A 21,899-nucleotide genomic window follows, 5' to 3' on the forward strand; every position below is an offset into this window, starting at 1 on the left:
TTTAAGATGTTTAAATCAGTCATTTAAAAAGTGGCGCATGGTGATCTGAGTTGTTACATTGTCAATGATTAAGCCAAAAATTACTCGGGTTAACCGTATTTTTACAGAGTGTTGTGTATGAACAAGGACATTTCTATGAATCATATCCCCTATGAGTCTGCTCAGAGCAGACTATTTTTTACTGTCCTTCTGTTGGTTTGTTCTTTCTCACTGCATTCGCAAAATGTAACCGAGACCCGATGGTATTTTGGCAATTCTGCTGAGAATCTGGTATTCGATAGGAACGGGAGGGACGTATACCTCCAAACCGATCAGGCTACACCATTTGGAGTAGCGGGTGCGGTTACCATCACCGACCAGTTTACAGGAAATTTGCTTTTCTATACCGATGGGATCAATGTCTATGATGTTTCTCACTCCATTGTTCCAAATGGGGCAGGACTTGCAGGTGTCGCAAGTATAAATGTTCCGGTAGTCACATGTCCGGTAACCAATAATCCTGGACAATACTACCTTTTTACAAACTCCGGATCGGCAGGAGTAAACGAAATCAGGTATTCAATTGTGGATGCCACTGTTCAAGGAAACGGATCGGCTCAGTTTCCTTATGGTGATGTAACATCTGCTGATAATGCGACCGGACTAGTTAATCCTGCTGAGGGAATGCTTATAGTTCCTTCAGGTGATGGGGAGTTGTTTTGGTTGATTTCTCAAAACCGAACGACCTTCCAGATTCAGGTTACCCAAGTAGATGCTGGAGGTATAGGCGCTACAGTCAATTACAATTTCACAAATGGAACAACTCCGGGATTCGAAGCTGCACATTTTGCTTTCAATGCAGATTCTTCTCAGCTGGTAATGGCTCCAAGAAGAGCCAATCGAAATATCTGGCTGATGGATTTTGATGCTACTACAGGTATTTTGACGTTTGACAGAACCTTGACCGGTACCGGATTCAATGATGATGCAGGCGAATCTATTTATGACATTGAGTGGTCGCCAGACGGATCTAAGATTTACTTTTCACGATTTGGGAGCAGTGGTACCACTGGGCAGCTTTACCAGCTGGACTTCAACGATTCCACGGAGACGGTCAGTCCCATTTTACCTGCGCCAATTTTCAGGAGCTATGGCCTTAAAAGAGCACCGGACAATCGCATCTATCACCTGTATCAATCGACGGGTGGATCTCCTTTTAACCTCGGGCGCATCAATCGACCGGATAGTGTGCTGGACTCCATCCAGTATCAATCCATTGTGTTTTCAGATGACTTCAATTCTCGTCAATTTTCAGAACATACCCCGGGATATAATTTCAGTTTTGACACGCTCAATTTTTACTGGATAGACAGCTGTGAAACCAATGTGACAAAGTTTTTTCCGATAGTGGAGCCTGTTCCCAATAACCTGTTTTGGGATTTTGGAGATGGCAGTGGCAGCAACGCCTGGGTTCCCAATTATCAATATCAGGCAGCTGCCGGATACATGGTTAGCCTTACTGCAGAAGTCAATGGAATCACCCAAACCATTACTCAGCCGGTAGAGATACTTGCGAACAATTTAATGGTTGATCTGGGGAATGATACCACGATTTGTGTTGATGAAATTTTGACGCTGGACGCTGGCACAGGGACTTCCTTTGTGTGGAGTACGGGTGAAACCACCCAGACGATCGCTGTGGATACGGCGGGCACCTATTGGGTGGAGGTTACGGAAGCTTCCGGCTGTACTGGCTTTGACGACATAGAAGTGACCGAATATGGAGTTGCCAACCAAACTTCCAACCAGTGGTATTTTGGAGAGCAGGCGGGCATTGAATTTACGAATGGACCCATTGCCATACTAGATGGAAATAATCAGGATGCACTGGAGGGGTGTGCTACCATTTCGGATGTAAATGGCGATCTGCTTTTCTACACCAATGGGGTTACAGTTTGGAATAAAGAGCACAGTGTGATGGTCAATGGTGATGGGATAGGAGGAGAGCAAAGGTCTGCGCAAAACTCACTTATCATGCCTTTTGGTGACGACCAGACCATGTTTTACATCTTCACGACGGAGCAGGTGTATGGAGATGATGAGTATGCTCTGAGATATTCTATTGTGGATATGAAGGAGGATGCTGCTCGTGGGAAAGTGATTGTGAAGAATGTGAAGTTGATGGAAAACAGTACTGAGCGGATTACAGGTTCCGGATTTACCGGAAATGACATCATTGTGGCACATGAGTTTGGGAACAATATGTTTCGAGCGTATCGGACAAGTGCGGCTGGATTGAGCGGCGCAATTTTTTCTCCTACTGGTGAGGTGCATGACTTCATGCAGGAACTGAGCGCCACAGGGTATATGAAGATATCTCCAACCCTTAATCAAATTGCGGTAAATATTCCGGGTACAAATCAGATTGAGATTCTGGATTTTAATCAGGGAGAAGTTTCTAATCCACGCCTCATAGATACAGGTGAGAATAACCTTTACGGGATGGAGTTTTCACCTGGGGGATTAAAGCTTTATCTGACAACTTCTTCAGGAGCTTCCAAGCTTATTCAATACGATCTGGATAGCTTGAATTCAGCAAACCCCGCCGCAGACATCTCGGCAACAAAATTTGATGGATATCCTCAGGGAGCAGGATATGGTGCATTGCAGCTAGGTCCGGATGGCACCATTTACATGGCTGTAGACAATTCTGGAACAATAGGCACCATAAGCTCTCCTGACGGAGACGATAATGCGGTTGGATTTGACGCTGGTGGCTTTGATCTATCAGGTAGAACAAGCAGGCTTGGGTTGCCAAATTTCGCTCAAAATCAGACACCCCCTTTGCAAGAACCGAGTATAACTGTGACAGCAGGATGCGCTGGACAGCCCTCCACCTTCACTGCGGTTGGTAGAGACCCGAACAATTCGATTGAAAACTACTTCTGGATTTTTGGTGATGGAACATCTGCAAATGTTCAGGATACTACTCACATTTATACAAACCCAGGAACGTACACTGTTCAGATGGTGCTGAGCAACCGATGCGATACGGATACCACATTGACTCAAACCATCACGATCAATAACATCCCTGAAAATCCAACCGTGCCGACCGATACGGCGCTTTGTGATCAGCCTATCGTGCTCACAGCCTGGCCTGTAAATAATCCTGACTTTAGTTACTACTGGAGTACCGGGCAGACCACCAGGCAAATTACTGTTTCAGAACCTGCCATTATCGATGTGGCTATCATTAATACTGTTACTGGGTGTACTTCTGATACCCTTCAGGTTTTTCTAGCTGATGCTCGTCCGGATGTGGATCTTGGAGCGAACAGAACGCTTTGTCAAAATGATCCAACGCAAACCCTGGACGCTCAGGTAGCCAGGGCAACTTATGCCTGGGCAATTGATGGAGTGGTGCTCGGCACGAATCGAACTTTTGACATTGACACTACCACAGCAGGTGTTTTTGAATATACCGTAGAGGTAACCAACTCCTTTGGTTGTATTGGCAGAGATACGATTCAGGTCACCATTCAGGAAGAGCCTGATGTGACGGTCACGCCTAGTCCTACAACCGGGTGTGGCAATGATGATGGAACAATTGACATCAATTTCAATACATCAGGAAGTTTCTCCTATCAGGTGACCGGGCCTTCTCCTTTCGGTCCTGCCAACTTTGATGGTCCGGGTGCCGCACCGACAATTACACCTTTAGCACCAGGAAACTATAATCTCACCGTGACGAATTTAGTGACTGGATGTACCTACCGGGAGGTTGTGCAGGTGGAAGATCCGGGAACTTTCAATTTCACGGTCACAAATATTGGAGGGAATTGTGATGGCAGTGTCGACTTGCAGTTAAACTCACTACCGGCTAATTACGATTATGAAGTCCAAAATTCGAGCGGTGTTATAGTAGCAAGTGGCACAGACTCTGCAGATCCTTTAACCATAGCTGGATTAAATACCGGCACATTGTTCGTGCAGGTGTCTGACATTGCTCCGCCAAATTGTGTGGAGACGGAGCAGATTACCATCAATCCTGATCCAGAACCAAACTTCACTTTTGATGCGATTCAGGAAATATGCGGTACACAAGGCGATGTTTTGGTGACAGATGGAACAGGAGGGGCTGCCACTTACACTTGGACAGGTCCAGGCATTGTTGGGGCAAATACAGGAACTATGATTACAGTAGATCAACCGGGCGTGTATACAGTTACAGCAGATCAAGGAGCAGGATTATGTCCCAGATCGGAAAATATAAGAGTAGATTTCAATGGAGATCCTACAGTAAACGTGGTGGTAAATGGAGATCCATGCGATGGTCAGGTAACGCTTGTGGCTAATGTCACTGGAGGAAGTGGTAGTTACATTTTCAATTGGAACGATGGTGGACAAGCGATGCAACGAACTGTGACTACCTCTGGCACTTATAATGTGACAGTTACAGATCAGTTTACTGGCTGTGAAATCACTTCGGGTGATGCAAATGTGGAGATTCAACCGGAGTTTACAGTTGATATGACTTTGGAGCCGGATTGTGACAATAACGGAACAGTGTTGGCCATCGCCACAACAAATTACTATAGTCCATCTGTGACTTATGAATGGCAAGATGCTTCAGGCAATATCCTTGCAGAAACTGACTCCATTTTGGCAGTGACACAATCTGGGAGATATACTGTGACCGCCACCAATGAGTCAGGGACCTGCATGGCTACCGATGCGTTAGATATTGCTGTGGTGCCGATCAATCCAGAAGATTTGATTCTACCTGCAAGAGCCTCATTCTGCACTGGCGATCCTGTCGACCCTACCGTGGATTTGGATCCTGGAATTTTCAATACATATGAGTGGAGACTTTTGCCTGATGATGCTATTATTTCCACAGCTCAGGTACTGAACGTCTCAACTGCCGGAACCTATGAAGTTACTATTTACAACGGATTTACTTGTATCACAGACAGGGTAGAGGTAGTTGAGGACTGTCGTCCGGTCATTTTTGCTCCTAATGCTTTTTCTCCGAATGGAAATGGAGTGAATGATGAGTTTTTCGTATTCCCGAATGACTATGTGGATCAGTTTCAAATTATGATTTACACTCGCTGGGGTGAGTTGGTGTATACTTCAAACAATCAGGATTTCCGCTGGAATGGAGTGTATAAAGGTTCTGTGCTACCTCCTGGAACGTATGCATACATTCTGAAATTTTCCAGCGCATTAGCTCCGGATTTAGGAACTATCGAACAATATGGGTCTGTTACGCTTATTAGATAATGAGCTACTTCGATCAAATATATCATCGCTTGTTTGGGACTACAGGCCCCAAGGCAACTGCCATTTTGGTGAACGAGATCATTAAAAGAAGCCAAGCGTTTGTCGATCGGTTTCAGGCCTGGAAGACATCTGAATACTGTGAGCAGTTTTTAAATGAACTGTCTCAATCCTATTTCTGGCGAAAGCAGGGAGTGGACAATGATCCTCAAGTGGTACTACTGGAGTCTACGTATAGCAATGGAATTGCGATCAACTATGAGTCCACATACGGGAAAAATAACTTTCATTATCTCTTCGATTACCTGGCGGATCAGGTAAAAAAGTTGGATTACAGGCTTGTTATGAGCAGGCATACGCTGAGAGAGAAAGGCGATATAGTGGAATCAAAAGAGATGCATTACCTCAAACCAAGACTAGGATTTGAGGAGCCCATAGATCAGAAGTATGGAAATGTGCAGATAGAGTATATTGAGGAAAATGATCAACCTACTCGTATCAAATTTGTAGCAAATTCGTATCCTGACAGGAAATACAAACAAGCAGAGAATTTCGAGGATCTAGCTTTACATATTTTTTCACTAAAAGATTAAAAAATTACAATGAGAACACTTATCGTACTATCAGCACTTTTATTTGGATCGCTAGCCAGCAACTCTGCTGAAGCTCAGATTCTACCTACGAAATTGAGAATCACAGTCATTGATGGACTTGGAAATTTTGTAGAAGGTGCTACGGTTTCCATCTATGAAAATGAGAAAGACTACCTGGCAAGCAAAAATGCTGTTCAAACTCTTAAGACTGACAATAAAGGGCGGGTGACTTTTAAGGAAGTAAAACCTATGGCATACTTTGTAGAGGCCAAATTTGAAGATATGAACAACAATGGTGAAGGGGTGAAAACAGGTGAGTTGGCTGAAGGAAAACTGAATAAGGTCAATACAGTGATTGAATAAGTGAGAAAAAATCTACTGCCATTTTTTCTGTGCTTTTTACTTAGTGATTCGGAGTTTTTATTTGGCCCCTCTTATGAGATTGTGATCAATCATCCTCCTGCCGAAATCGGAGGTCGGGAAGATTTGATGGGGAGAAATGAGTACTTTCAACTACTAACCGCCGATCCCAAGACGGGTCAGATTCCATCGAATATTCGCAAGGTGGAGCTTCAATTTGCAGCAAATCATCAGCTGAAAACAGCCAATTTCCGCACACAACAATTAGAGATCGAATCCCTGGGCCCAACGAATGTGGGAGGACGAACCAGAGCAGTAGCCTTTGATGTGCGGGATGAGAATGTGATTCTGGCAGGTGGAGTATCCGGAGGTGTCTGGAAGAGTGAAGATGGTGGCTTAACCTGGTCTAGGAAAAGCAATCCGGAAAACAGAAACAGTGTGACTTGCATTGTTCAGGATATACGGCCGGGGAGAGAGGATATCTGGTATCATGGCACAGGTGAGATTGTTGGAAATTCATCGAGAGGAGGGGGCGCACCTTTCCGGGGAAGCGGTATCTATAAGTCTACGGACAATGGTGAGACATGGGATCCCATTCTATCCACTCAGGATTCAGATCCTCACATCTTCAATAGTCAGTTTCAATACATCTGGGACATTGAAACCAATCCAGCAAACCTTCTGCAAGATGAGGTGCTGGTAGCAGCATTTGGTGGGATATTGAGGTCGGTAGACGGGGGTAACACATGGGAAGTAGAGATTGGGCAGGAGTTGTTTGATCTGGATGAATCCATAGATTTGAATGAATCTACCGCATCCTTTTATACTTCTCTAGAGCGATCTGCTGATAATGTATTTTATGCTACTCTTTCTACCGAATCTGCTTCCGACGTGAACTCTCCTGAGGCTGGGATATATTACTCAGAAAACGGTCAGGACTGGATAAATATTACGCCATTTACGCAGGAGTCTCAATATCGTAGAGTGGTTATAGGCAGTAGCCCATCCAATCCAGATATCACCTATTTCATGGTTGACTCCAATCCTATTTTCATTTTAGAACATCGACTATCACTTGTCAATAGTCCTTCGAGGGTTAAAGGATTTGATCCTGAAACTCGTCAGATTCCTGAATTTGAGGGCGAATTGGCAAATTTGAACACTCAAGGGTCTTATAATATGATGATCCGTGTATATCCTGATGATCCTAATATTGTTTTCATTGGAGGCACCAACCTATATCGCTCCACCGATGGATTCAGAACCAAAGAAAACATTGACTGGATAGGAGGATACGATCCTGAGGGGGGTGCTGGTATTTATCCTGATCACCATCCCGATCAGCATGATTTGCTTTTTCTTCCAAGCAATCCTGATGTAGCACTTTCAGCAAGTGATGGCGGTCTCATACTTAGCAATGATATTACAGCAGACTCTGTTTTTTGGCATAGCAGGAATGAAGGATTTATCACTTCTCAATTCTTTACCCTAGCCCAAACTAAAAGCTCAGGGGATCCAACAGTTATTGGAGGTATGCAGGACAATGGAACGGACTTATCTCCGAGCGGGAGCACCTCATGGAAAGGAATACTAGGCGGTGATGGAGCCTATGCAGCGACTACCAAAGAGGAGATATTTTGGTACACTTCATTTCAGCGAGGACAGACGCTTCGCCTTACGCTAAACTCAGATTTTGATATCACTTCTTTTGGGAGAGTGGATCCTGGAGGACTGGTCTCTCAGGCGGGCTCGATTTATTTATTTGTAAACCCATTTGCCCTCGATCCTGTGAATCAAAACCGGATGTTCTGTGCAGGAGGCAATCACCTTTATTTCAATTCGAATGTTTCTCAGATTCCTTCTGGCTCGCAGGTTCCGACCAGTCTAGGCTGGGAAAAAGTGAATGAAGTGCCTATTCAAAACGGTCAGGTAAGCGCCGTTGAGGTTTCTCAAGATGGTAGTCGGGTGTATTTTGGATCTACAGGCGGAAATCTGTTTAGACTAGACAATGCCAATGATCAAATCAGCTTCTCTCTAGTTGAATTGGATTCAATCTCAAATGGATACGTTTCCAGTATTTCTGTTAATCCTGAGGATAACGATCATCTACTTGTTGTGTTTTCAAACTACAACATCCCTTCAATTTTTGAAAGTAGAGATGGTGGCGAAACGTTTGCTGACGTAAGTGGAAATTTGGAGGAAAATCCTGATGGAACTGGCAATGGACCAAGTATTCGGTGGGCGGAGATCATACCTAAGATCGGGGGTAATTTATACCTCGTAGGCACAAGCGTGGGACTTTATGGAACTGAGGATTTAGATGGTACCAGCACAGTCTGGGTGAAAGAGTCAGCAGACATTATCGGAAGCGCTATCATTCCGATGATGGACTATAGACCAAGCGATGGCAGACTTGTAATTGCGACGCATGGAAACGGGATATTTGCCACCACGATTAATGATTTTAAATCTATTCAGCCGATTGAACCAGAAGGAGAGCCGTTTCAGGTTTTGGCCTCATATCCAAATCCATTTATCAATACTACCCAAATCCAATATTCAATTCCACAAGATGGTGAAGTGCGTGTTGATATCCTGTCTTCTAAAGGTGAGATAATAAACACCATTCTTTGGGCACCACAGTATGCAGGTATAAACTCTATTACATGGGATGGAAATACACCGTCAGGTACTTCCTTGGCCAATGGAATGTACTTCTTCCGAATCTCCTATCAGGGACAGACTAGAACCGGGAGGCTGATCCTTCGACGCTAGCGCAGGCTTAAGACAAGGAGGAAATAGGCAATTACCATTACCCAGAAGTGATAATTCACAATATTTGGAATGATCCCCAGGTCCATCAAAATCACCAGGATAGCAAGGATGAATGAAGCAATTCGTAGAGTGTTTCTTGTGCTTTTTGTCATGGTAAGGTTTTTTAACGAAAATAAGTATTTCACAGCCACATGGCAAATTGGAAAGGTTGGTTAATCTTTGCAATCGCATAATCATGGCAGAAATAGGAATCGATATCGCAAAAGCAAAGCAGCTCCTCGAGTCAAATGAACTGGTGGCGATTCCCACCGAAACGGTGTATGGCCTGGCAGCCAATGCTTTAAGCGAAGATGCGATTGTGAAAGTTTACACTACGAAGAACAGGCCAAAGTTTGATCCACTTATTGCGCATGTGGATTCATTGGAAAAGGTGGAGGCACTGACTAAGAATGTCCCGGAAAAAGCAAAAGTTTTGGCTAGTCAATTTTGGCCGGGGCCACTCACCATTTTGCTGGACAAGAAACCTAACGTCCCTGATCTTCTAACCTCAGGGTTGGGCAGGGTGGCAGTTCGAATCCCCAATCACCCACTCACACTTGAGCTGCTTTCCCAGCTTGATTTTCCGCTAGCGGCACCAAGTGCGAACCCGTTTGGGTATGTGTCTCCCACCACTGCCAAGCATGTGGATGATCAACTTGGGGAGAAAATCAACTATATTCTAGATGGTGGAAAATGCAATGTTGGGCTGGAGTCAACCATTGTTGGATTTGAGGGAGAAGATGCGATTGTTTACCGCCTTGGAGGAACCAAGGTTGAGGCAATTGAGCAAGCGATAGGAGCGGTAAATGTGAATGTAAATATGAGTTCAAATCCTGCAGCACCCGGGATGCTGAAATCACACTACTCTCCCGGGAGAAAAATGATCATCGGTGATATTTCAGCTAACCTCAGCAAGCTCGATAAAACTACTACCGGTGTTATTTCTTTTAGGGATTCATTTGATGTGCCGAAAACAAACCTGAGCGTCTTGTCGGAAAGCGGCGACTTGGAGGAGGCCGCTCGAAATATTTTTTCCTCCCTTCGATTGATGGATCAAAAACACATCGAGGTTGTGTTGGCTGAATACGTTCCAAAAGAGGGATTGGGCAGAGCTATTAACGATAGGCTAAGACGGGCTGCTGCTGAGGACTAGTATTCTTCCCTATAAACCTTTTCAAACGGAGTGAGCTCTCCATTGTCATTGATGAAGAGGGTGTAATCAAAAAACTTGCTTGATTTTAAAACCCCATCATTTGGATCATGTTTGATTAGTGTTGCCCCATTTGATTTGAGCAGCTTGGGGTAGTTGAAGTTTACTTTTCTCAGGTCACTGGAGGTGATCAGCTTATTGAAAAACGCCGAAACTTTTATGATGGCAACCTGATCATAAAGTGGAGAAAATGAGAGCTTATCCAGCTTATAGATCGACGATCCTTTTGTGGCATGTCGCATCCCGATCACACAAAGAATGCCTGTTTTAGGGTTTTCTTCTACCAGAGTTTGAAATTTCTTATAGATCAAACGATCCCTGAACTTATAATTATTATTGGGATTGGTGTAATCGAATGTGAGGCCGTCATCCATGTCCAGAATCATGGTGGCGAATGTGATAAAATCATCTCCAAAAAACTTCATGTATGCGTCACTCTTGCTCTCCAGTTCATCGATCGTCATGAGTATGAGACTTTCTACCAGGTCTCTGTCATAATAGTACATCACTGACAGTCCCTGATAGCTTTCGCGATGGGCTCGCGTATCCTCAAAAATCTTCTTGAATGTGCCAATTGTCGTCTCAAGTGATTTAGGGATTCGTTTATCACCGATTAATTCATTGATCACATAGATAGCGGAGGCCATTTTATACTCAATGTCGATACTTCGGACAACCACTCTATCTTTTTCAGGGAGAGTCAGGTTGAAAGCTCTTAGTTCTTCAAAAAAAGTCCAGTTTTCTTTTCCCCAAAACAGCGTATTTCTGATAATCTCCCGCAGCTCAGTGGTGTCGCCGGAGTTGAGATAGCTATTGATCATGTGGGCCGCACTTGCTCCTTGCTCTATAGCCAGGATTCTCACATTGGCCTCCTTGTGGAGATAGCGAAGCATCTTCAGGGTAGCTTTGGGCACAGATCGGATATTGTGCCAATGCTCTGCCAGCACAAACAGCTTGTTGTCTCCCGGTTCGATCAATTCAAATCCGTTAAAATCATCATCATTTTCAATACTGACCGATTGAATATTAGGAGAGGTCTGAGCCAGTGAGGGTCCTCCAAAAAGTAACAATATGATAAGCAGGGTTAGCTTAGTGTTCATTCAACTCGTGGAACGATATTTGGTATCGCAAATTGCGAATAAAGAACGGTATCAAAAAATAGGTGCCTCTGTAAATAAGAAAGGCATGCTATCATAGCACGCCTTTCAGTCAGTTAAAGTTACAAAAAAAATCAATCCATTTTCAATCTTAGATTTCCGTAGCTGGAATCTACCCTGATCATTTTATTTGGATCGCCTTTCCCTATTTTTCCTTTATAAATGCTCTTGTTAGACTCTTTCACACGATAGTTAAAAGTTGCATTTACATCAGAAGAGTATTTCAAATCCGCGAATGAGAACTCCGCATTGATGTCCGCATTCAATCCTTCCTCCAGCCCGATCTCATATGACCCAAACTTTCCATCAATGTCCACTAAGGTGAAGGTCTTGGCTAGCTTGTCTATTCTGAAGTCTCCCAAGTAGCTACAGTCAAGCTCGAGACTACCCGTAAGCTCTTCAATTTCAAACCCTGAGAAATGTGCGTCAGCATCTACTTTTCCGGCCTTTTCGATTTCTACTTTTCCATACTTACTTTCAATCTCCAGGTCATCCACCTCGCCGATTTCTATATCCGAGAATCCTTGTGTTAGGTCTAGCTTACCGGCCCCCTCTATCTCAAAGTTGCTGTATTTAATGGTGGCCTCTCCATCTTTGATTCTTCCTACTCCGCCACTTCCGAAGGACAGTTTTATCATGGTGTCGCCGGACACATCACCCACTTTCATGGAGCCATAGGACACGTTGATGTCAAGGTTGTTTTTTCTATCTCCCATAGTTACATCCCCAAAGCTGTTTTTGATCTCCAGAGGATTATTGTCGGGCATATATACGGTATAGTTGACCTCAAATCCTTCCTCATTCTTGCTTTTGTTGTCCTGTATTTCTGTCTCAAAAACAATCTCAGCACTACTTTCGGTAATATCAATCTCAATTGCATCTAAGATTCGCTGTGCTCGTTCTTCGGTTCTTCCTTTGCCTATGATTTCCACCTTTATGTCAAACTCACTCTTAGACCATGAATTGATCTCCACTTTGCCAAACTTATTTTCTATTTTAAGCTTGGTCGTAGCACTCACTTTATAGTTTTTCTCCACATACTTCTTCTTCTGATCCTGGTCACCGGCAAATACAGCCGTGGCGATAAGAAGACAAAGCGCGAGAAATTTATATTTCAATAGATATGTCGTTTTCATTGTTTTGGTTTTTGATGTTTTCTAAAATTTCCAATTGCTTGTTCAGGATATCAAGTCTCAGCTGCAGGTTGCTGATCATCGCATCCATCACTCGATCGTTGGAAGCATTGGTCTGGTAGGTTTTCTTCAGTTCCAGATACATAGAGTCTAGTTGGTCGATCTCCACTAAAAATTGTTGTTCTTGCTCGGGAGATAGCTGCTCTTTTATGGCTTGCTTTCTCTGCGAAATAAGGGTCACATAATAATCTTCTGCCTGATTAAACTCTTCACTCAAAATCAGCTCTTCAGAAGCTCGATCATTTCGATCAATCATCAGGAAGATGGTAGATGCCATAAAAAGCATAGCCGCTACCTTCCAGATGGTGGGCCACAAGGTCACCTTCTTGCCCAGCTTTTGGTCTATTCCTTTCCACACTTTGTCGTCAGGGCTTGCATCGTCAAATGCATTCCTGTTTTCCATTATGAATTTTTCCAGTTGATCACCCATAATTCACCTCCTGTGTTACTATCATTTTCAATTTGTCTTTTGCTCGCTTGTACTGAGACTTGGAAGTTGATTCCGTGATTCCCAGTATTTCGCTTATTTCTTTGTGGTCATACCCCTCAAATAAATAAAGAGACAGGACCGTTCTAAACCCGGACGGCAACTCATTCATTGCTCGTTTTACTTGCTCTACTGTGTAGGTTGGTTCTGTTTTTTCCGGTTCGTATTCACTGACCTCTTCCTTAATGTTATCTGCCAGCATCAGGTCTTTTTTTATGCGCTGAACCTGATTTAGCGCTTTATTAATCACTATTCGCTTCAGCCATGCCCCAAACGAAGCATCTTCTCTGTAGCTACTCAGGTTTTGAAAGGCGCTGACGAATGCATCCTGCAATACATCTTCCGCATCGCTATCATTGCCTGTGATTCTCAGGGCAGTATTGTACATCGCTTTGTTATACAGTTTGTAAATTTCAAACTGTGCTGAGCGATCTTCATCCCTGCATCTGGCTATCAGATCGGCGTGAATATTTACCGTGTTTGCTTCCAACTTTAAGGTTAGTTCATCATAAAGACTTGCAAAGGGGACATGGGTTGCATGTTGTTGTTAATTTTAGATAATTAATGAATGGAATGAAAAAAATTCTCTGTTTGCTTGTTCTTGTATCGTTTACTTCTCTTGCTCAGGAGATGGATAGCCTGGCCGTTGATTCGTTAGAAAAAGTGCCACCACCCTATTACGGTGGAGTTTATCTTATTGGAGGAGTCAGCTTTGAGCCTGCAGCTCCTGAGCGAAATTTTTTAGGAGAGGTAGGAGTAGGGATTCAGTATGAAAGGTGGATGTTGGGTTTTAGTAGAGTAGACTTTTTAGGTACTGCTCAGTCTCTTCTGGTTTTCCCCAATGTGTTTGAGTTAAAATACCGATATGGTGGGCCTTATGCCTCTTATTCCTTTTATCAAGATGAAAAGATTGATTTGATTTTGCAGGCCGGCTATTTTATGGGTGATCTACTTTGGAGGGAGGCTGGTGAGCAGCAGGATTTTATCCGTGATGAATTCACTTTGATGAAAATTGGTTTAGCTGGAGAATTATCAGTTTTCAGATATGCGAAACCACGATTGTCCATTGGATACCAGCAAATGAAAGATTTGGATCTAAATGGCGTTAGCAATGATGATTTTACAGGTTTGTATATTTCTTTTGGGATTAGATTAGGATATTTCAATCAATAACTTATTTGCTTATAGTCAATTAGCCTTATTTGATTAAACTTGTTAAAGAATAATACCAGCGAAATATGATGAGAGTGATTCGAGTGTTTTGCACGATCCTGACCTTAATCATTTTTACCGATACTCAGGCGCAAATCTTTAAAATGTACAAAGAGGCCGAAGAGGTTTTCTATGATGAAAAGTTTGCTGAAGCTTTGGAACTCTATCAAGCTATTGAGGAGCAAGACGCCAACTATGAGGATATTCAATACAAGATTGAAATATGTAAGCTACTTTCAATCACTCAGTATGAAGATATGGAGCCCTTCAACAACTATGAGGCTGTCATGGCTAAGGTTGACAAGTTCTACTACTACTGGAAGGGAAGGATTCAGATGAAGGAATACGAATTTGAAGAAGCTCTGCTTTCATTGAAAAAATTCATCGATTTACCCGCTAAGAAGAGTGATGAGATTATGGAGGAAGCTCGCCGTTGGGCCAATTGGGCTACTAACGCAAAATACTTCATGGATCACCCTAAATACTACGAAATTCATTTGCTGGAGCGTGGTGTAAATACGGAGAAGGCCGAGTTGAGCCCGGTGTATTTTGCCGAAAATGAAGAGCTATTGTTTCTTTCAAATCAGGATGAGAGTCGCCCGGATCAATTTCAGATTTATCATACCAAACACACAGGAAATCGTTCATGGTCTAAACCGGAAGTGATTTACAATGTAGGTACATTTACTCGGGATAATTCCAATATTGAGGTGGTAGCCGAAGATGGCCGGTTGTTTCAGTTTAGGACTGAAAAAGGTGGTGATTTATTCTACAGTGAACCCACAGACTCAAAGACAGGGTGGTCTGCCCCCAGGGAATTTGATAGTAAAATTTCATCCACACACTTGAGTTCTCATTTTTTCATCAATGAGCACGAAGACCGAATCATCTTTGCCAAAGATGTAGGCTCAAAAAAAGATGCTAATCACGATCTCTATCAATCATTTAAAGATCCTGTGAGTGGTGAATGGAGTAAGCCAGCCCCATTTGCCAGTAATATCAACAGTGAGTATGATGAAGATAGTCCATACCTAAGCCCGGACGAACGAACCTTGTACTTTGCATCTGATGGTCACTCTACCATGGGAGGCTATGATATTTTTAAATCAACATTAGATACAGTCACCTTGACCTGGTCTGAACCGGAAAACTTAGGGTTCCCGATCAATTCGCCTGACGATGAGATTCACTTCAAGCTCAATAATGATCAAATGTCGGGCTACTTCACTTCGAACAGACTCCATACCATAGGCGATTATGATATCTTCTTTTTCTGGGAAATACATACTGTTAAAATCAGTGGGCGGGTGCTGGATGAAAAGACAGGTAAAGCTATGACCAATGCTCGAATATTCTTTAGACCTATTGGGTACCCTGATATGTATTTCTTCTCACAGCTGGATAATCAGGGCAGGTACGAGATGGAAATCACAGCGGATGATGTATTCAAAATCGAAATCAAACTACCTGACAATACGATAGTACCACTGGATAACTTTGAAATCCATGCTACCGGCGGTACTAAAACCACTTATCTGAAAGATTTTGTCTTTCCTGATCCGGATAAAGAATAGCAATAGGCTCAAATTAGGAGATCATCGAAAGTTGGTTGGTATCAGCAGAAGAGTCCTAGTGCTTCATTATCTTAGATTAAAATAAACAGCATGTATACCTCAAGAATTGCAGGTCTTGGGCATTATGTACCCGATAATGTCGTGACCAATGACGACCTGTCCAAAATGATGGACACGAATGATGAATGGATAATGGAGCGCACAGGAATAAAGGAGCGTCGCTGGATAGATCCAAAAACCGATGATAGCCCATCTACTATGGGTACAAAAGCAGCCAGAATGGCGATTTCCAATGCCGGAATCACCCCTGACGATATAGACTTTATCATTTTTGCTACACTTAGCCCTGATTACTATTTCCCCGGCCCAGGTGTGATGGTGCAAGATCAACTTGGTATCAAAGAGGTTGGAGCCTTGGATGTGAGGAATCAATGTTCTGGCTTTGTATATGGACTTTCTGTAGCCGATCAGTTTGTGAAAACTGGCATGTATAAGAATATTTTGGTGATTGGAGCTGAAAATCATTCCGGGGGGCTGGAAAAAACAGATAGAGGTCGTGGAGTAACTGTAATTTTCGGAGATGGAGCAGGTGCTGCTGTAGTACAGCGATGTGAAGATCCTAATCGGGGAATACTTTCAACACACCTTCACTCCGAAGGGAAGCATGCAGAAGAACTGGCACTGATAGGGCCCAATACAGGCCGGTGGGTGCCTGAGATCATACAAGAAAATGATCCAGAAGATTCTTCCTATTATCCTTATATGAATGGAAACTTTGTGTTTAAGCATGCTGTCACCCGTTTTATGGAGGTAATAGGTGAGGCATTGATGACGAATAAATGTAAACCTGAAGATATCAGTCTGCTAGTACCTCATCAGGCCAATTTGAGAATCAGTCAATTTGTACAAAAGAAGATGGGACTCTCTGATGATCAGGTGTACAACAACATCATGCGGTACGGAAACACCACCGCAGCGTCCATTCCAATAGCAATGAGTGAAGCATGGCAAGAAGGAAAAATCAAAGATGGTGATCTGGTTTGTCTTGCTGCATTTGGAAGCGGATTTACCTGGGCTTCTGCTCTTATAAAATGGTAGGCATGCCTACTATTTGAATTTCAAAATAGGACAAAACGTACGATTTCTTCGATTAAAATGAGTTTAACTATTCATTAATTGTATTTTAATAAGAACTTTTTTAATTATTTTAATTTGACACTATGAATAGTTAAATTTGTTCTCAACAAAGTATAAATCAACCGAAATCATAGACTTAATATGAAATTTGTAAAAACTCTACTAGGAAAGTCGTCTGATGAAAACCAACTTAAACTTAAGAAAGAGGCCAGTGGCGAATGGGTTGTGAGAAAAGGTTCAACGGTACTCTACATCGGTTCAAGAGATAAATGTGAGACTTACATGAGTCACGCGATGTAACATCAGCTAGAGATTATGGATCTCACCATTTTGGCAATGCTCCTCACCAGGCATTGCCATTTTTTTTGCCTGTCATCTCAGTAAATAGGAAAATTTTTATAAAAAATTGCATTTTAATGAAACAAAAATTGTTATATTTATGTTTAATATTTAAATCATACAATTTTTTAAAGCAAAACTCCAGCTATGAGCATTTTAGAATTCTTTTCAGGCAATCGAAATCCCAAAAGAATCAAAATCACAAAGACTGAATCAGGTAAAGAATGGATGGTAAAGAAGGGCTACAAGATTTTGTACATAGGGACCAAGAGGAAATGCGAGAAGTACATGGAGAATGCCCTTTTGATGTAAAATTTAAACAATACTATCATGAATCTTTTCAGATTATTCGCTAAGAGGCAGGACAAGGATCGGGTTCGATTAACAAAATCCCAAACAGGTGACTGGATGGTAAAGAAAGGCTTTAGCATCCTCTATATAGGCAGCAGAGAGAAGTGTGAAACATTTATGAAACAGACGCTTAGCGTCTAGCTATGGATGATGGCCTTGGCGATTCGCTAGTTGCTGGATCGCCTTTACTATCTCTTCAGGATGTGACCAGGGAATAAAATGATTGACTCCCTCAAGCATAATTACATCCAATACAGAATCTGCTAACACCTCTTTGGCAAAAGCTGCATTTTCTTTAGGTACCAACGAATCTTCAGTTCCCTGGATGACGATCGTTGGTATTTTTATTTTCTCCCAGTAAGGAAGCATCTGTTCAAGTTCATTTTTCAATGGCATGATTTCGTCATTGCTCACTTCAAATTCCTTAGGTGTGAAAAAGGAGCCGATTTTAGATTTGATCACTTTTCGATACCATTCATCTTCTTCAAGATTCGGATCGATGGATGGGGCTACCATGATGATTCCTGAAAATTCATCAGGATAGTCCATGGCCATCCTTGCCACAATCGGACCGCCGAGTGAATGCCCAACCAGAACCTTCTTCTTCTCTGGGAATTGATCCAATACCTTTTTGATCTGAAAAGCCTGAGTTTCCAATGAAGGCTCTGCTATTCCGAATCCTGAACCTCCAAATCCCGGACGATCCACAGCTAGCAGATCCACCTTGTTTAAAAGAGTGTCAGTCTTAAAAAAATCAATGAACGCATTCCATGATCCCGGGGAGCCATGCACCAAAACGGCCATTGTTTCCTTGTCTTGTTCTGTAAATGCAAAATGGATGTTTCTGTCTGAAACGAATACGTCTCCGAAATGAAGCGTAATCGCACTTTCTTCAAGTGATTTTCTCGCCTCTTCATCATCCACGCGAAATTCGCATGAACAAATAACCAGCACGATCATCAGTACTTTTTTCATAAGGAATGCACAAGATCAATCGTGAGCATCAGACTATATTTGCCGTCTATGTCACAAGGCATCATTTCTACCGATTTTCAATTTAAAGGACAAACCGGGAAATACACCGGAAAGGTTCGTGAAGTGTACGAGTTTGGAGACAAGCTGGCCATGATCGCGACGGATCGCATTTCGGCATTCGATGTGGTATTACCCAAGCCTATCCCACACAAAGGGCAGGTGTTGAACCAGCTGGCTGCTAAATTTTTGGAAGCCACAAAAGATATCGTCCCTAACTGGGTAGAAAGTTCACCTCACCCGAATGTTACGTTTGGCAAAAGGTGCGAGCCTTTCAAAGTAGAGATGGTGATCAGAGGCTACCTGACCGGCCATGCCTGGCGAGAATATAAGGATGGGAAGCGCATGCTTTGTGGAGTACCAATGCCAGATGGTATGAAAGAGAATGAGCGATTTCCATCGCCTATTATCACGCCCACAACGAAAGCAGATGCTGGACATGATGAGGATATTTCGAGAGAAGAAATCCTGAAGCAGGGCATAGTCTCCGAATCGGATTACCTGCAACTGGAAAATTATACCCGCGAGCTATTTGAGCGTGGAACTGAAATTGCCGCAAAGCGTGGACTCATTTTGGTGGATACAAAATATGAGTTTGGGAAGTTTGACGGTGAAATCTACCTGATCGATGAAGTGCACACACCGGATTCTTCGAGGTATTTTTATGAAGAGCCATATGAGGAATTGTTAAAAAATGATCAACCACAAAAACAACTTTCGAAGGAGTTCGTAAGACAGTGGTTGATATCTGAAGGCTTTCAGGGGAAAGATGGACAGCAAATTCCTGAGATGCCTGATGAACGAATTCAGATGATCTCAGACAGATACATCGAACTTTACGAGAACATCTCGGGAGAAAAGTTTGTTAAGGACGAATACTCCAATAAATTAGCCCGGATTAAAGAGGAAATTGCCAAAATAGTAGAATAGAGAATTATGGAATTTACAGTTGACAAATACGAAAATTATTCAATGGCCAAAATCAACCAGGAGAAGGTGGATAGCACCGTAGCACCTGAGTTGAAATCTGAATTTATGAACCTTGCACAGGATGGTGTGAAAAGCCTGATCGTGGATATGGGAGCTGTGAAATATGTAGATTCCAGTGGGCTTAGTGCGCTATTGGTAGGAAATAGATCATTTTCTGAGCAAGGTGCTTTTGTCCTTTATAATGTAACTGATCACGTGATGAAATTGGTTTCTATTAGCCAGTTGGACAAGGTAATGACCATCGTGGCTGGGCAAGAAGAGGCTGCAGACGTGGTATTGATGACAGAAATTCAGAAAGGTCAGGGTGCTGCAGAATAAGCTTTGAGCCTCGAATTACTGATACTTGGGTCTAACTCTGCGGCGTTTGCGCACCGCAGGCATCATACTGCGCAATTATTCAAACTTCAGGATCAACATTTTCTAATTGACTGTGGGGAGGGTACACAGCTGCTGATGAAACGGCACAAAGTACGCCTCTCTCGCATCGATCACATTTTCATCTCGCACCTGCATGGCGATCACTATTTTGGGCTGATCGGGTTGCTGTCTACGATGCACTTGTTTGGAAGGAAGAAAGAACTGATTCTCGTAGGTCCGCCGGGATTGTCAGAGATCATTCAGCTGCAACTTCGCCATTCAGAAACATCCCTCAATTTTCAGATACGGTTCACTGAGTTTACTCCCAATGAGTCCGAGGTAGTGTATGATCACCCAAAGTACACTGTTACTACCTTGCCAATGGATCATCGGGTGCCATGCTCAGGATATTTGTTTCGGGAGAAGCCAAAGAAACGACGGATTAATCGGAATAAGCTTCCGGAAGTGGAGCTTTCGCATCTGGATATAGCCAGGCTGAAAGACGGAGAAGATATCCTGAACAAGGATGGATCAGTAAAGTACGAAAATCGCTTGCTGACGAAAGATCCTAACCCCAGCTTTAGCTATGCTTTCTTTTCAGACACCCGGTTGCGCCCTCAGCTCCTGGAGACAATCAAAGGTGTGGATTTGTTGTATCATGAGGCAACCTTTGCCAATGACATGAAGGACAGGGCTGAACAGACCTATCACACCACCGCAGAGCAGGCGGCACAGTTTGCGAAAGATGCAGGTGTGGGGAAGCTGATTCTCGGGCATTTTTCAGCTCGATATAAGGAGCTTGACCCGATCATTGATGAAGCCAGGGCAGTATTTGAGCATACGGAACTGGCGATAGAAGGCACTAAATTCGTGGTAGATGGGAAATAAGAAGCAAAACCTGTTTATCATCCTGGGAGCGATCTTCCTCACCAACGCGATACTGGCTGAGCTGATAGGCGTGAAAATATTTTCCCTGGAGCAGTCCCTGGGCTGGGAGCCTGCCAACCTCAATATCTTTGGATACACGCTGGATTTTAACCTGACCGCCGGAGTGATGATCTGGCCGGTGGTATTCATCACCACTGATATCATTAACGAATACTTTGGCAAAGCTGGCGTTCGTAAGATCAGCTTCATAGCGGTGGGGTGTATCTCCTATGCTTTTTTGATGATCTGGCTGGTGACCAAGCTGAGCCCTGCCGGCTTTTGGCTGGAGGTGAATAGCACCGATCCTGATGGCAATTATTTCAATATGAATTTTGCCTTCAATAAAATCTACACACAGGGACTGGGGATCATTGTAGGCTCAATTATCGCTTTTTTAGTAGGGCAGATTTTGGATGTGATCATTTTTCAGCGGCTAAGAAAAATGACAGGAGAGAAGATGATCTGGCTCAGGGCCACAGGCTCAACGCTCATCTCTCAGCTGATTGATAGCTTTGTGGTGCTGGCGATAGCCTTTTACATTCTGGCGCCTGCGGAGAGCCGATGGGACTTCTCACAGGTGATGTCTGTAGGCTCACTCAACTACATCTACAAGTTTATTGTGGCAATAGCCCTGACACCCCTGATCTACCTGGGACACTTCTTGATAGACCGCTACCTTGGAAAAGAAGAAGCCGAACGGATAAAAGAGGAGGCCAGTGAGAGTAGGTTTTAACACTCAACTAAATATCTACCAAAGTAACTCATCACACCAGCCTTTGCAAATAGCTTCTTTAGCTTACGTGCTAAATGGAGTCTAACTATAACACACGTATCTTGACACTTTGCCTAGAGTAAGCGGTTACTTTTAAGCTGCTCCAACGCCTAGCTAGCAGGAGTGCGC

20 protein-coding genes are annotated in these 21,899 nt (G+C 43.1%); 14 read left to right on the plus strand and 6 right to left on the minus strand.

The annotated features are described in order from the left end of the window. The first annotated feature begins 117 nt into the window (after positions 1-117). Genes ACEQZT_RS11095 through ACEQZT_RS11110 form a run of 4 tightly spaced genes read left to right on the plus strand, consistent with a single transcriptional unit; the run spans position 118 to position 8,993 of the window. Positions 118-5,268 (plus strand): PKD domain-containing protein, encoded by a 5,151-nt coding sequence (locus ACEQZT_RS11095; RefSeq protein ID WP_370089494.1) that lies wholly within the window; start codon positions 118-120, stop codon positions 5,266-5,268. After that, positions 5,268-5,858 (plus strand): hypothetical protein, encoded by a 591-nt coding sequence (locus ACEQZT_RS11100; protein ID WP_370089495.1) that lies wholly within the window; start codon positions 5,268-5,270, stop codon positions 5,856-5,858. The genes ACEQZT_RS11095 and ACEQZT_RS11100 overlap by 1 nt, the downstream gene beginning before the upstream one ends. A gap of 9 nt (positions 5,859-5,867) precedes the next feature. Continuing rightward, positions 5,868-6,221 (plus strand): SpaA isopeptide-forming pilin-related protein, encoded by a 354-nt coding sequence (locus tag ACEQZT_RS11105; protein WP_370089496.1) that lies wholly within the window; start codon positions 5,868-5,870, stop codon positions 6,219-6,221. Further along, the gene (locus ACEQZT_RS11110; protein WP_370089497.1) at positions 6,222-8,993 is read left to right on the plus strand and encodes a FlgD immunoglobulin-like domain containing protein; all 2,772 of its coding nucleotides are present in this window, start codon (positions 6,222-6,224) and stop codon (positions 8,991-8,993) included. Here ACEQZT_RS11110 and ACEQZT_RS11115 read toward each other — a convergent pair. After that, complete coding sequence (locus ACEQZT_RS11115) at positions 8,990-9,145, minus strand: hypothetical protein (RefSeq protein ID WP_370089498.1); 156 nt, start codon at positions 9,143-9,145, stop codon at positions 8,990-8,992. The genes ACEQZT_RS11110 and ACEQZT_RS11115 overlap by 4 nt on opposite strands. Positions 9,146-9,228: 83 nt before the next feature. Between ACEQZT_RS11115 and ACEQZT_RS11120 the strand changes: the two genes are divergently transcribed. Continuing rightward, entirely contained in the window at positions 9,229-10,185 is a 957-nt protein-coding gene (locus ACEQZT_RS11120) for an L-threonylcarbamoyladenylate synthase (RefSeq protein ID WP_370089499.1), read from the plus strand. On the opposite strand, the gene ACEQZT_RS11125 is transcribed toward ACEQZT_RS11120, so the two are convergent. The 4 genes from ACEQZT_RS11125 to ACEQZT_RS11140 form a co-directional block, all read right to left on the minus strand. After that, the gene (locus ACEQZT_RS11125; protein WP_370089500.1) at positions 10,182-11,342 is read right to left on the minus strand and encodes a hypothetical protein; all 1,161 of its coding nucleotides are present in this window, start codon (positions 11,340-11,342) and stop codon (positions 10,182-10,184) included. The two genes, ACEQZT_RS11120 and ACEQZT_RS11125, sit on opposite strands and share 4 nt — an antisense overlap. A 131-nt stretch (positions 11,343-11,473) precedes the next feature. After that, positions 11,474-12,535: a hypothetical protein gene (locus ACEQZT_RS11130; RefSeq protein WP_370089501.1), complete on the minus strand. Its 1,062-nt coding sequence runs from the start codon at positions 12,533-12,535 to the stop codon at positions 11,474-11,476. Continuing rightward, positions 12,507-13,022 carry a hypothetical protein gene (locus ACEQZT_RS11135; protein WP_370089502.1) on the minus strand — a complete coding sequence of 172 codons (516 nt, stop codon included), beginning with the start codon at positions 13,020-13,022 and terminating at the stop codon, positions 12,507-12,509. Before ACEQZT_RS11135 ends, ACEQZT_RS11130 begins: the two co-directional genes overlap by 29 nt. Beyond that, positions 13,015-13,569: an RNA polymerase sigma factor gene (locus ACEQZT_RS11140; RefSeq protein WP_370089503.1), complete on the minus strand. Its 555-nt coding sequence runs from the start codon at positions 13,567-13,569 to the stop codon at positions 13,015-13,017. The genes ACEQZT_RS11135 and ACEQZT_RS11140 overlap by 8 nt, the downstream gene beginning before the upstream one ends. Positions 13,570-13,652: 83 nt before the next feature. Between ACEQZT_RS11140 and ACEQZT_RS11145 the strand changes: the two genes are divergently transcribed. The 5 genes from ACEQZT_RS11145 to ACEQZT_RS11165 all read left to right on the plus strand — a co-directional run bounded on the left by ACEQZT_RS11145 (position 13,653) and on the right by ACEQZT_RS11165 (position 17,653). After that, positions 13,653-14,252 carry a hypothetical protein gene (locus ACEQZT_RS11145; protein WP_370089504.1) on the plus strand — a complete coding sequence of 200 codons (600 nt, stop codon included), beginning with the start codon at positions 13,653-13,655 and terminating at the stop codon, positions 14,250-14,252. 65 nt (positions 14,253-14,317) lie between these two features. Continuing rightward, positions 14,318-15,865 carry a hypothetical protein gene (locus ACEQZT_RS11150; RefSeq protein WP_370089505.1) on the plus strand — a complete coding sequence of 516 codons (1,548 nt, stop codon included), beginning with the start codon at positions 14,318-14,320 and terminating at the stop codon, positions 15,863-15,865. 90 nt (positions 15,866-15,955) lie between these two features. Beyond that, complete coding sequence (locus ACEQZT_RS11155) at positions 15,956-16,963, plus strand: 3-oxoacyl-ACP synthase III family protein (protein WP_370089506.1); 1,008 nt, start codon at positions 15,956-15,958, stop codon at positions 16,961-16,963. A gap of 180 nt (positions 16,964-17,143) precedes the next feature. After that, positions 17,144-17,302, plus strand: a complete 159-nt coding sequence (locus ACEQZT_RS11160) for a hypothetical protein (RefSeq protein ID WP_370089507.1) — start codon at positions 17,144-17,146, stop codon at positions 17,300-17,302. A 186-nt stretch (positions 17,303-17,488) separates the two neighbouring features. Further along, complete coding sequence (locus tag ACEQZT_RS11165) at positions 17,489-17,653, plus strand: hypothetical protein (RefSeq protein ID WP_370089508.1); 165 nt, start codon at positions 17,489-17,491, stop codon at positions 17,651-17,653. A 180-nt stretch (positions 17,654-17,833) separates the two neighbouring features. Here the strand turns inward: ACEQZT_RS11165 and ACEQZT_RS11170 are convergent, their stop codons facing one another. Beyond that, positions 17,834-18,667, minus strand: a complete 834-nt coding sequence (locus tag ACEQZT_RS11170) for an alpha/beta fold hydrolase (RefSeq protein ID WP_370089510.1) — start codon at positions 18,665-18,667, stop codon at positions 17,834-17,836. Between the two features lie 48 nt (positions 18,668-18,715). On the opposite strand from ACEQZT_RS11170, the gene ACEQZT_RS11175 reads away from it, so the two are divergent. From ACEQZT_RS11175 to ACEQZT_RS11190, 4 genes are read left to right on the plus strand one after another with little or no spacing between them, the layout of a single operon-like run. Beyond that, complete coding sequence (locus tag ACEQZT_RS11175; RefSeq protein ID WP_370089511.1) at positions 18,716-19,654, plus strand: phosphoribosylaminoimidazolesuccinocarboxamide synthase; 939 nt, start codon at positions 18,716-18,718, stop codon at positions 19,652-19,654. A gap of 6 nt (positions 19,655-19,660) precedes the next feature. After that, positions 19,661-20,032, plus strand: coding sequence for an STAS domain-containing protein (locus ACEQZT_RS11180; protein WP_370089512.1), 372 nt, complete (start codon positions 19,661-19,663; stop codon positions 20,030-20,032). A 3-nt stretch (positions 20,033-20,035) separates the two neighbouring features. Then, positions 20,036-20,959 (plus strand): ribonuclease Z, encoded by a 924-nt coding sequence (locus ACEQZT_RS11185; protein WP_370089513.1) that lies wholly within the window; start codon positions 20,036-20,038, stop codon positions 20,957-20,959. Beyond that, positions 20,949-21,731 (plus strand): queuosine precursor transporter, encoded by a 783-nt coding sequence (locus ACEQZT_RS11190; RefSeq protein ID WP_370089514.1) that lies wholly within the window; start codon positions 20,949-20,951, stop codon positions 21,729-21,731. Before ACEQZT_RS11185 ends, ACEQZT_RS11190 begins: the two co-directional genes overlap by 11 nt. Positions 21,732-21,899: the final 168 nt, after the last annotated feature.

Source organism: Ekhidna sp. (assembly GCF_964218185.1).
In the GTDB taxonomy this organism is placed as follows: domain Bacteria; phylum Bacteroidota; class Bacteroidia; order Cytophagales; family Cyclobacteriaceae; genus Ekhidna.

What these genes read in the sequence shown, in the direction of transcription:
- ACEQZT_RS11175 (WP_370089511.1), top strand. Translation starts at nt 18,716, where the DNA reads ATGTCACAAGGCATCATTTCTACCGATTTTCAATTTAAAGGACAAACC.
- ACEQZT_RS11155 (WP_370089506.1), top strand. Translation starts at nt 15,956, where the DNA reads ATGTATACCTCAAGAATTGCAGGTCTTGGGCATTATGTACCCGATAAT.
- ACEQZT_RS11115 (WP_370089498.1), bottom strand. Translation starts at nt 9,145, where the DNA reads ATGACAAAAAGCACAAGAAACACTCTACGAATTGCTTCATTCATCCTT.
- ACEQZT_RS11150 (WP_370089505.1), top strand. Translation starts at nt 14,318, where the DNA reads ATGATGAGAGTGATTCGAGTGTTTTGCACGATCCTGACCTTAATCATT.
- ACEQZT_RS11160 (WP_370089507.1), top strand. Translation starts at nt 17,144, where the DNA reads ATGAAATTTGTAAAAACTCTACTAGGAAAGTCGTCTGATGAAAACCAA.
- ACEQZT_RS11105 (WP_370089496.1), top strand. Translation starts at nt 5,868, where the DNA reads ATGAGAACACTTATCGTACTATCAGCACTTTTATTTGGATCGCTAGCC.
- ACEQZT_RS11125 (WP_370089500.1), bottom strand. Translation starts at nt 11,342, where the DNA reads ATGAACACTAAGCTAACCCTGCTTATCATATTGTTACTTTTTGGAGGA.
- ACEQZT_RS11130 (WP_370089501.1), bottom strand. Translation starts at nt 12,535, where the DNA reads ATGAAAACGACATATCTATTGAAATATAAATTTCTCGCGCTTTGTCTT.
- ACEQZT_RS11170 (WP_370089510.1), bottom strand. Translation starts at nt 18,667, where the DNA reads ATGAAAAAAGTACTGATGATCGTGCTGGTTATTTGTTCATGCGAATTT.
- ACEQZT_RS11145 (WP_370089504.1), top strand. Translation starts at nt 13,653, where the DNA reads ATGAAAAAAATTCTCTGTTTGCTTGTTCTTGTATCGTTTACTTCTCTT.
- ACEQZT_RS11180 (WP_370089512.1), top strand. Translation starts at nt 19,661, where the DNA reads ATGGAATTTACAGTTGACAAATACGAAAATTATTCAATGGCCAAAATC.
- ACEQZT_RS11100 (WP_370089495.1), top strand. Translation starts at nt 5,268, where the DNA reads ATGAGCTACTTCGATCAAATATATCATCGCTTGTTTGGGACTACAGGC.
- ACEQZT_RS11135 (WP_370089502.1), bottom strand. Translation starts at nt 13,022, where the DNA reads ATGGGTGATCAACTGGAAAAATTCATAATGGAAAACAGGAATGCATTT.
- ACEQZT_RS11190 (WP_370089514.1), top strand. Translation starts at nt 20,949, where the DNA reads ATGGGAAATAAGAAGCAAAACCTGTTTATCATCCTGGGAGCGATCTTC.
- ACEQZT_RS11095 (WP_370089494.1), top strand. Translation starts at nt 118, where the DNA reads ATGAACAAGGACATTTCTATGAATCATATCCCCTATGAGTCTGCTCAG.
- ACEQZT_RS11165 (WP_370089508.1), top strand. Translation starts at nt 17,489, where the DNA reads ATGAGCATTTTAGAATTCTTTTCAGGCAATCGAAATCCCAAAAGAATC.
- ACEQZT_RS11120 (WP_370089499.1), top strand. Translation starts at nt 9,229, where the DNA reads ATGGCAGAAATAGGAATCGATATCGCAAAAGCAAAGCAGCTCCTCGAG.